This is a genomic window from Paenibacillus sp. p3-SID1389 (genome assembly GCF_025151705.1).
In the GTDB taxonomy this organism is placed as follows: domain Bacteria; phylum Bacillota; class Bacilli; order Paenibacillales; family Paenibacillaceae; genus Fontibacillus; species Fontibacillus phoenicis.
Map to the genome: position 1 here is coordinate 1 of NZ_JALXVO010000085.1, position 10,270 is coordinate 10,270.

Below are 10,270 nucleotides of genomic sequence, written 5' to 3' on the forward strand. Positions count from 1 at the left end.
CAACGTTGACGATATGTGGCATTATTTTATATAATAATTGATAATCCAATTCTATAGTGTGGAACTTTGAAGAGGAATAGTAATTTGGATTTCGCCATCCAGAGAGCCGGCGTTTGGTGCAAGCCGGTTGGGGAATGCAGATGAACTCGCCTTGGAGTTATGATGCGCAAATCATCATCGTCTTGCCCGCGTTAAGGGTGCAAAGGGAGCTAGGACAAAGCATGTCCGACGCTAACTAGGGTGGTACCACGGGAAATCTCCTCTCGTCCCTAGCGATCATAACGCTACGGGTCGGGAGGTTTTTAATTTTAGGGAGTTCAATCAGTCGGTTATTGACTTTGATCCCGCATATCAAATTGTTGTTTCAAGGAGGATTTTGAATTATGGCGGACTATAACGTGCCCCATGACGTTTACCGTCCCCAGGCCATCGAACCGAAATGGCAGGCCTACTGGGATGAGCATCACACTTTCAAAACACGGGAAGAGTCGGGGAAACCGAAGTTTTATGCCCTTGACATGTTCCCTTATCCATCGGGAGCAGGCCTCCATGTAGGCCATCCGGAAGGCTATACGGCCACGGATATCGTCTCCCGCTTTAAACGGATGCGCGGATATAACGTTCTGCATCCGATGGGCTGGGATGCTTTCGGGCTGCCGGCGGAGCAGCATGCGCTCGATACGGGCGAACATCCGCGTGATATCACGGTGAAGAACATCAACAATTTCCGGCGCCAAATCAAGTCACTGGGCTTCTCCTACGATTGGGACCGCGAGATCAGTACGACGGATCCGAATTATTATAAATGGACGCAGTGGATTTTTATCCAGCTGTATAAAAAAGGTCTGGCCTATGTGGCCGAAGTTCCGGTGAACTGGTGCCCGGCATTGGGAACGGTGCTGGCGAACGAAGAGGTCATTGATGGCAAGAGCGAACGCGGCGGCCATCCGGTCATCCGCAAGCCGATGCGCCAATGGGTGCTGAAAATTACCGAATATGCCGAACGACTGCTGGAAGACCTGGAGGAGCTGGACTGGTCGGAAAGCATCAAGGATATGCAGCGCAACTGGATTGGGAAATCCGAAGGCGCCGAGGTCGTCTTCGAGATTGATGGACATGACGCATCTCTGACGGTCTTTACCACACGCCCGGATACGCTGTTTGGGGCTACTTATGCCGTGCTTGCGCCAGAACATGAACTGGTCAAGAAAATCACGACCGATGCTCAACGCGAAGCGGTTGAAGCTTACCAAGACCAAGCTGCGCGGAAGAGCGATCTGGAACGTACCGACCTTGCTAAGGAGAAAACCGGGGTGTTCACCGGTGCATACGCGATCAATCCGGTCAATGGCGAGAAGCTGCCGATCTGGATTGCCGACTACGTGCTGGCGGGTTACGGAACCGGTGCGATCATGGCCGTACCGGGGCATGATGAGCGCGACTATGAATTCGCCAAACAGTATGATCTGCCGATCATCGAGGTGGTCGAAGGCGGCGATCTGTCGAAAGAGGCTTACACGGGCGACGGAGCCCATGTGAACTCCGGCTTCCTGAACGGTCTGGGCAAAGAGGCAGCAATCAAGAAAATGATCTCCTGGCTGGAGGAAAACGGCAAAGGCCGCGGCAAAGTGACTTACCGCCTGCGCGACTGGCTGTTCAGCCGTCAGCGGTATTGGGGTGAGCCGATCCCGATTCTGCATCTGGAAGACGGCACGATGAAGCCGGTACCGGAAGATCAGCTGCCGCTGGTTCTGCCGGATGTGGATGCCATCAAACCGTCGGGTACCGGGGAATCGCCGCTGGCGAACGTGACCGAATGGGTGAACACGGTAGATCCGGAAACGGGGCTGCCAGCTCGCCGCGAAACGAATACGATGCCGCAATGGGCCGGAAGCTGCTGGTATTATCTGCGTTATATCGACCCGCACAACGACAAGGAGCTGTGCTCGAAGGAGAAGCAGCAGGAATGGCTGCCGGTTGACCTGTACATCGGTGGGGCTGAGCATGCAGTGCTTCACCTGCTCTACGCCCGCTTCTGGCATAAGGTGCTGTATGATCTCGGAGTGGTTACGACCAAAGAGCCGTTCCAAAAACTGGTAAACCAAGGGATGATCCTTGGCACCAACAATGAGAAGATGAGTAAATCCCGCGGCAACGTCATCAATCCGGACGAAATCGTTAACCAATACGGGGCGGATACGTTGCGCGTTTATGAAATGTTCATGGGACCGTTGGAAGCAACGAAGCCATGGAATGAAAGCGGCGTGGAGGGCATTCACCGCTTCCTGTCCCGCGTATGGCGTCTGTTTGTTGCTGAAGACGGCAGCCTGAATCCGAAAATTACAGCGGACGGCGGCAGCGACGAATTTAAACGCACTTGGCACAAGACGATTAAGAAAGTGACGGAGGATTTTGAAAACCTGCGCTTTAACACCGCGATCAGCCAGTTGATGATTTTCGTTAACGAGGCTTACAAAACGGATGCTGTGCCGAAAGCGGCAGCGGAAAACTTCGTGCAGATGCTGTCCCCGCTGGCACCGCATTTGGCGGAAGAGCTGTGGGAACGCCTTGGCCATACCGATACGATTACGTATGAACCATGGCCAACGTACGATGAGGCTTGGACAGTAGAATCCGAAGTTGAAATCGTCGTGCAAGTGAACGGAAAAATCGTAGAACGCACGAAAATTTCCAAAGACCTGGATCAAGCAGCTATGCAAGAACATAGCTTAAGCCTGCCGAACGTTCAGCAGGCTGTGGCTGGGAAGACGATTCGCAAAGTGATTGCGGTGCCAGGCAAGCTGGTGAATATCGTCGTCGGATAAGCCGCTTCCCTTCGTGAGGGCGTAGGTTTGTTCAGGAAATGGAGGCGGCCCCCGATCCGTCCGGCGGTTTGACGCCGGCAAAGGGGGCTTCCCTTTCCGGACATGACGGAGCATGATCCGAAGACGACGGCAGGGCATCCGGAATGGCCGGATGAAACAGCGCATGCAGCTTGCTGATATCGTCGTCGTATTTGCGATGAGTCGTATCGATCAGGCGGGCAAAAACCTCGCGCAGGCTGGAATCCAGCACAGCGATGCCTTCAGCGGTCACTCCTCCGGGGACGGCAACCCGTTCGATCAGTTGCTCGGGGTTCAGGCCGCCTTCGGTCAGCAGCTTGCCGGTGCCTAGCAGCATTTCCGAGCCGAGCGCAATCGCCTCCGCATAACCGATACCGGTTAATTCAGCGGCAGACTCGGCCCAAAGCTGCAGCATATGAGCAACGAAAGCCGGCCCGCAGCTGGATAAATCGGAAGCGATTCGAGTTTCGCTCTCTTTGAGAGTGATTGGCGTGCTGATTGAGGACATCAGCTGCTCCAGGAGCAGACGGTCTTCGGGGCGAATCCGCCCGCCGTAGATGCAGAGCGAAGCGCCGCTGTGAACGGAATGCGTGATGCTGGGAATGATTTTGGCGATTTTTGAGGGAATGGCAGCTTCTAAGGTTTCAATTTGAACGGGGCTCGTGATCGACACGACGATCTGTTTCTCATCGAGCACGTCCCGGATTTCCGCGATGACATCGGGGTAATCCAGGGGTTTTATGCACAAGAAGACGATTTTGCTTCCCTGGGCGGCTTCGGCATTGCTGCTGTACGCCCGCAGTCCGGGATGGCGCTGGGCCAGCCGTTTCGCTTTCGAGGGAGAGCGGTTGCTGGCACAAATATTTTGCGGGAGCAGCGCGCCGGAACGCAAAAACGCGTCAATGAGCAGGCTTCCCATGGCTCCGGTTCCGATGAAGGCGACTTTCATCCGGCTTCCCCTTTCCGTGCTTCGCGCACTGTATTGGTAAAACGTTAAAGTGATTGCACTCGTTCACTTGTTGTGGTATTGAGGCGGTTAGTCTTACGTTATTGCGATCCTACTTTTGCCGTTTCTACTTCACTTGTATAGATTGTATGCAGCTTGATTGGATCTTCATGACTATTGGCAGATTCTTTTAAGATGTTGAAAGAGGAGTGGAGTTACGATATGCGGAGGGAACTCGTATTGACGGCCATCGTTTCGGCTGCGATTGGCGCCGGATTGATGCTGCTGGCTACGGGCAGCCGCCCACCTGCAGGCATCGAAGGCTGGAGGCCGATCAATGCCGAGGTTAAGGCCGCACTGGCCACAGAAGGCTCGGCTGCGGATCCAGGCGGCGATAAGGCCTCTAAGCCCGCAGAAACTGCGTCAGCGGTGGACAAGCCTGGCGAAGAGGTGACTGGGAACGGCGCAGCCGGGAAAACAGAGCCAGGCGGCGGTTCAGGAGAGACGGTAACGAACGCGGATGCAGCAGGTCAGAACGCAGGGCCTAGTGCCGGGGCCGAATCGAACAGCGGAGTTGCAGCCTTTAAGGAAGAAGCCGGGAAATCAACGGATACGGGAAAGATCAGCATTAATCGCGCCGGATTGGCCGAGCTGCAGGAAATCCCCGGGATCGGCGAGAAGAAAGCCCAAGCTATCCTCGATTACCGGAATGCGCACGGCCCTTTTACCTCCATTGAAGAGTTGACTCAGGTGAAAGGCATCGGAGACAAAATGCTGGAGAAAATGAAGCCTTATATCGGGCTGTAAGGCTTGTGATCGAAAGATGACTTGCGAGGGTGATGATGGAATATGAATCCGGACAAACGCAAAGATTGGGATACGTATTTTATGGATATCGCTTATATGGTATCGACGCGGTCGCGGTGTAACCGACGTCATGTCGGCGCTGTGCTCGTTCAGGGCAAGAAGTTGCTGGGTACGGCATATAACGGAGCCCCTTCCGGCGTTCCGGACTGCTCGGAGGCCGGCTGTATGATTGCGGAAGAATACGAGCTGGTGGTGGAGGACGGACAGGAGAAAATGGTGAAGAAGCAGCGCTGCGTCCGCACCATTCATGCCGAGCAGAATCTGCTGTTGTTCACCGACCGGATCGACCGGGAAGGTTCCAGTGTTTACGTCACGGACGAGCCATGCTGGACTTGTGCCAATATGCTGGCCAACAGCGGCATTACGGAGATCGTGTTCCATCGGCCCTATCCGAAGGATACCGGCAAAGTGACGGCCATGATGGCGCAAAAAGGCATCACCTTCCGCCGTCTGGAAGGCTATCAACCGCCGCAGGAAACGATTGCGCACGTGGAAGAATAATTGAAATCTTACGATTGATCATCGAATGTGGAAGCACCTCATTCGCCTTAGGGCGGGTGGGGTGTTTTTTGTTTAGGTGGACTTGGGAGGGGATGTCCATGAACCGGAGGCCGTTAATCGCGATCGCCTGCGGTTGGATGGCTGGCAGCGGCTTGGCGGCAGCTTATGCCGGCTGGCGTTTTTGGCTGTTTGGGCTGGGATTATCGTTGGTATGTACGGCTATCGCCATCATTTGGCGTCAGTCGTGGCGGAGTCTCGCCTTGGCAGGGCTGGCTTTTTTGCTTGGAGGCGGCTATTGGCTGTATAACGAAGCGGGAAATGTGAGCCGGATCGGGCCGATGGTGGCTGGTGTGAATGTAGAAAAAGAAGCGAGAACGGGTACACGCCCTATAAAGGAGGGGGCGCAGCCACTTGACGGTCAACCCGTCCGTCTGGAGGGAACGATCGTGTCCACGCTAAGGGTTGACGGGGATCGGGCTGATTTTACGCTGAAGGCCGACCGCCTATCGCTAAAGTCTCCAGAGGGGAAAGCATCGGTGATGCAGGAGATTCCCCGAGGAGAAAAGGTAGCCGTCCAGCTGCGGCTGGCGTCGCAAAGCGAACAGCGTACGGCGGCCACCTGGCGTCGCGGGCTTCGGATTACGCTAAACGGAACGTTGGAGTCACCGCAGCCTGCCCGCAATTTTGGCGCGTTTGATTACCGCCGGTATTTACATTTGCAGCGGATCCATTGGCTGGTCAAAGCATCGGGTGTATCGTCCCTGAAGGCGGGACAGCCGACCCGAGGCGTCGCCGCAGCCTTGGGATATATCGATGCGCTGCGCGAACGTCTTGGTGAGCGTATTGAGGGGTTGTTTCCGGGCTGGCAAGCCGGTTATATGAAGGGGCTGCTGATTGGGCTGCAGGATGAGCTGGAGCCGGACAAATATGCGGAGTTTACACAGCTGGGACTTACGCATATCCTGGCCATCTCCGGCAGCCATGTCGCGATTAACGTGGCGCTTGTGTTCGGATTACTTCGCCTGTGCCGGGTGACGCGGGAGACGGCAATCACGGTTGCAATGATGTTCGTTCCGGGATACATGCTGCTTACCGGTTTCTCCCCATCGGTCATCCGGTCCGGGCTGATGACGATGCTGGGGCTGTATTTGCTAAGGCGCGGGCTGCTAAAAGACAGCCTGAATGTATTGGCCGCCGTTGCGATGCTGATGTTGATCTGGGAGCCGTATTATTTGCTGAACGTGAGCTTTCAGCTCTCGTTCGCTGTGACGGCGGGGCTGATCGTGTTCGTCCCGCGCTTAACTCCGTACCTGAGATGGCTGCCTGGTAAGATCGGGAATGCGGTGGCGATCACGTTGGCGGCGCAGCTGGTATCTTTTCCGCTGACCATTTTCTATTTTAATCAGTTCTCTTTCCTATCGATTCCGGCCAATTTGCTGCTGGTTCCGTTGATTGGTACCTTAGCGCTTCCGCTGGGAACAGGGGCGTTGCTGTTAGGGTTGTTATCGATCAAGCTGGGCGCCTGGGCGGCTCTTCCGGTACGTTGGCTGAACGAGGCAACGTTTGCAGCAACAAACTGGCTAAGTGCGCGCAGCGGCTTTATGACCTATTGGAAATCGCCATCGCTGCTTTGGATCGCGGCTTTTTATGCCGGGTGCTATCTGCTGGTGTATTGGGGACATCGCCGTGAGCGCTTTGCCGCCGAGGCCTTAGCTGTCAGTGGGCGGGATGACGAAACCGTTCCTTTGAATCCAGCTAAACGAGAGGCAGCTTTCGCTCATCTCAGCTGGAGTGAGTGGCCTCAGGACGTGCCTGGATTCCGGGCTCGGCTAGGGTTTCTTGGGAGATTGACAGCTGTTAGAACCGCCTGGGCCCAACAGGGTCACGGATTGGGGCCGATCGCAGACGCGCTTAGCCGATGGGTATGGACGAAACGAATGGATCTTCTGCGTTTGGGCGTAGCCATGGGCCTAGGGCTGCTGCTGATCACTGGATATCAACCGGCATACAGCCAAGGGACCGGCTATATCGAGTTCATCGATGTCGGCCAAGGTGATTGTGCCCTGATCACAACGCCATCTGGCAAGCATATTTTGGTGGACGGCGGCGGGACGGTATCGTTTCGCAAAGCGAAGGATGCGTGGCGGGAGCGGCGTGAACCTTTCGAGGTCGGGGCCAAAACGGTGGTTCCGCTGCTCAAGAAGCGCGGGATCCACCGCTTGGATGCGGTTATTTTAACGCACGGGGACCAGGATCATATCGGCGGACTGCAGGCGGTGCTTGATTCCATTCCCGTGGAGGCGCTGTTGATCAATGGCAGCCTGGCCGAGTCCAAGACGATGACGAGCTTGATGGAAACGGCGCTGACCCAGCGTATTCCGGTGTATTCGGCAAGCCGCGGCATGAAGCTGCAACCGGATGACGCCACCCTCTTGGAGGTGCTTTATCCCCTGATGCCTGAGGAGGCGCTTAACCCAATCCCCTTCGTGAAAGAACAAAATCACCGCTCGATCGTCTTTCGTTTAGATATGAATGGAGCTTCCTTTTTATTTACAGGTGATATGGATGAGGCGGCGGAGAAGGAGGTACTTGGGCTTGAAACGCTGACCGCTTTGCGAACGACAACGCCGAATCCCTCTTCGATCGATGTCATGAAAGTCGCCCACCACGGCAGCAAAACCTCTACCTCTGCAGCTTGGCTAGAATATTGGCAACCGGAAGCGGCAGTTATTTCGGTTGGCGCTTCAAACCTGTATGGCCACCCGCATCCTACGGTCATTGATCGGTTGAACGCTCAACAGATTCGAATCTATCGAACCGACAACCAAGGCGAGGTCCAAATGAGAGTTCGAGAGGGAAGAATCGAGGTTAGATATAAGCTGCTTCCAATCCCATAGAATCAGGCCTTTTCGCTGTTTGTAAGGATGACGGGGCCTTTTTTTTCTGGTATCCTTAGGTCAGATTGCTTAGAGGGTGGACTTCTAAAATATTTTTTAAAAATAGTAACAACATTGCAACATCTTGTCGGACATTAGCGTCTGTAAGGATGCAAGGAAGGGGGAGCCTTAGTGGTAGAGCAGGGACTCATCAGAGCCGCTCAAACGGGCGATCGCGACGCTCTAATCACCCTATTGCGAGAAATTGAAAGCCATGTGTACCGGACGGCCTATTATATTTTAAACAATGAACAGGATGCACATGATGCTGCTCAGGAAGCGCTCATTCGCATTTATACGAAAATCGGTTCCTATGAAGAAAAAGCGCAGTTCAAAACCTGGGTTCAGCGGATTGTGACCAACATCTGTATCGACAAATTTCGCAGAAATAAGCCAACCGTATCGATCGAAGAGCACGAAATGGTGTTTCAGGGGAATGATAGCGTAGAACGGGAAGTGATGTCGGGCTACTTGGCCGAGGACATCCGAAGCGCGATTGAACAATTGCCGGATCACCATCGGTCGGTGGTTGTGCTGAGGTATTTGCAAGATTTTTCGTATAACGAAATTGCTGACAGCTTGAATTTGCCGCTGAATACGGTGAAATCCTATTTATTTAGGGCAAGGCAACAGCTGCAACACTTACTCCAAGATTATCAGAAAGGTGGTGTATCAGGATGAAGTGCCCAGAGGCGGTGGAATGGATGCATCGTTATCTAGACCATGACTTAAATGAAGAGGAGACCTCTCTTCTCTTTGAGCATATGCGCAGTTGTGAAGAGTGCGCCGAAACGTTTGCGCTGCTTCGCAAGCTGTCTGCGCAATTGGAGGAGCTGCCGAAGGTAGTTCCGAACTATAGCCTCGTGGACGCGATCCTTCCGCAGTTGGATGAGATCGACCGGGCCCGCCGTGAAGGCGGCAGTGCTGCGGAGGAAATCGTGCTGCCGATGACAGCGGTGAAACGCGATGCGGATGCCGGTCAAGGTGGCATGCTGCCGAGCCGACGCAGTCTTCGTCGTCCTGATGCGGGAGCAGGAATGCGTCGGAGCCGGATTTACCGGTATGGGGCGCTTGGTGTGGCGGCGGTATTGATATTGGGCGTATTCATTTATCAATACGAACCGCGCACTGTATCCGATGCCGAGATCGCCATGGACACCGCGTTGGAATCGGCGAATGAGCAATCCTCGGCAGCCAACTCGGCGGACGATGCCGCGGGCAACGCTCGGCTGTTCAGTGACGACACCAATACCGGTGAGCCTGAGACCGGAGATTTGGACACTCCAGTGTCCAAAGATGTGGTTCCTCCGACTGAGGACTCGAATACCGGAGGCGCCCAAGATCGAATTGCTCCCGGGAATGCACCGGATACCGGTTCTCCAGCGGTGACGCCGGGCAACCCCGGTGCAGGCGACAAAGCTCCAAGCGAGCCAAATCAAGGGAAGAACCATTCGTCCGGCAGCCCTTCGGTTCCAAATGGCGGCAGTGACAAGGCTCCTGTGCAGGAGCCAATATCGCCAGAAGCGGGAAATTCGGACCCTGCGGGCGATACGCAAGCTCCGGACAATCTGGAATATCCGATCGCAGATCAGCAAATGCTCATCGATGATCTCAGAGAGAAGTTTGGCATCGCGAGCTTTAATATCTGGACTTCTCCAGATGGCGCATTTGAAGCCGAGTTCAAGGACGGACACCTGTATGTATATCGTCTCGAAGCCCAGGAACGGAAACTGGTGGCTGATCAGGTGATCGATGGGAATTGGGTTGACGGGTCGTGGTCGGAAGCAGGCCATGTATTTACGTACGAGACAGAAATCGAGGGAACCCCTGCGGTTCATACCATCGATGCCGAGAAGGCGGCCACGGATGCTGCAAAAGGAACACAGCCCTAAAATAAGTGCAAAAGACGGACGAATTTGGGCGGTTTTTTGAACATGCGGCAGTCACCTTTTCAGGAGATATGGAATAGGTTATATATATAGTAGAGATAACGGATTAAACCCCTGATCGTCGTATGACCGCTGGCGGGAGAGTTTCTAGAGCTCTTTAGCCCGCGTTTATATAGATGTTCCGGGACAGAGGGATCTTTCGCCAAGAGGCAGAGGTCCCTCTGTTGCATTATAAGCGGTTGTTTAAAAAGTCATCTTGGGATCACGAAGTGTCTCAGGGAAGTGTTC

At 54.4% G+C, this 10,270-nt stretch carries 7 protein-coding genes and 1 other annotated feature; of the genes, 6 read left to right on the forward strand and 1 reads right to left on the reverse strand.

The features are described 5' to 3' along the window. The first annotated feature begins 57 nt into the window (after window positions 1-57). Window positions 58-274 (forward strand) — a binding site (T-box leader). 109 nt (window positions 275-383) lie between these two features. Next, window positions 384-2,825: a leucine--tRNA ligase gene (gene leuS, locus M3G15_RS20600; RefSeq protein ID WP_260071932.1), complete on the forward strand. Its 2,442-nt coding sequence runs from the start codon at window positions 384-386 to the stop codon at window positions 2,823-2,825. Between the two features lie 31 nt (window positions 2,826-2,856). Here the strand turns inward: leuS and comER are convergent, their stop codons facing one another. Next, complete coding sequence (gene comER / locus M3G15_RS20605; protein WP_009224150.1) at window positions 2,857-3,792, reverse strand: late competence protein ComER; 936 nt, start codon at window positions 3,790-3,792, stop codon at window positions 2,857-2,859. 219 nt (window positions 3,793-4,011) lie between these two features. Between comER and M3G15_RS20610 the strand changes: the two genes are divergently transcribed. The 5 genes from M3G15_RS20610 (at window position 4,012) to M3G15_RS20630 (ending at window position 9,985) form a co-directional block, all read left to right on the forward strand. Beyond that, window positions 4,012-4,596 (forward strand): ComEA family DNA-binding protein, encoded by a 585-nt coding sequence (locus tag M3G15_RS20610; RefSeq protein WP_260071933.1) that lies wholly within the window; start codon window positions 4,012-4,014, stop codon window positions 4,594-4,596. Window positions 4,597-4,638: 42 nt separating this feature from the next. Beyond that, window positions 4,639-5,157, forward strand: coding sequence for a deoxycytidylate deaminase (locus tag M3G15_RS20615; RefSeq protein ID WP_016311414.1), 519 nt, complete (start codon window positions 4,639-4,641; stop codon window positions 5,155-5,157). A 98-nt stretch (window positions 5,158-5,255) separates the two neighbouring features. Then, a complete protein-coding gene (locus M3G15_RS20620) occupies window positions 5,256-8,054 on the forward strand; it encodes a ComEC/Rec2 family competence protein (RefSeq protein ID WP_260071934.1) in 2,799 nt (932 codons plus the stop codon). 171 nt (window positions 8,055-8,225) lie between these two features. Then, on the forward strand, window positions 8,226-8,774 hold the full coding sequence (locus M3G15_RS20625; RefSeq protein ID WP_009224146.1) for an RNA polymerase sigma factor: 549 nt from the start codon (window positions 8,226-8,228) through the stop codon (window positions 8,772-8,774). Continuing rightward, a complete protein-coding gene (locus tag M3G15_RS20630; RefSeq protein WP_260071935.1) occupies window positions 8,771-9,985 on the forward strand; it encodes an anti-sigma factor family protein in 1,215 nt (404 codons plus the stop codon). Before M3G15_RS20625 ends, M3G15_RS20630 begins: the two co-directional genes overlap by 4 nt. The last annotated feature ends 285 nt before the right edge of the window (window positions 9,986-10,270 follow it).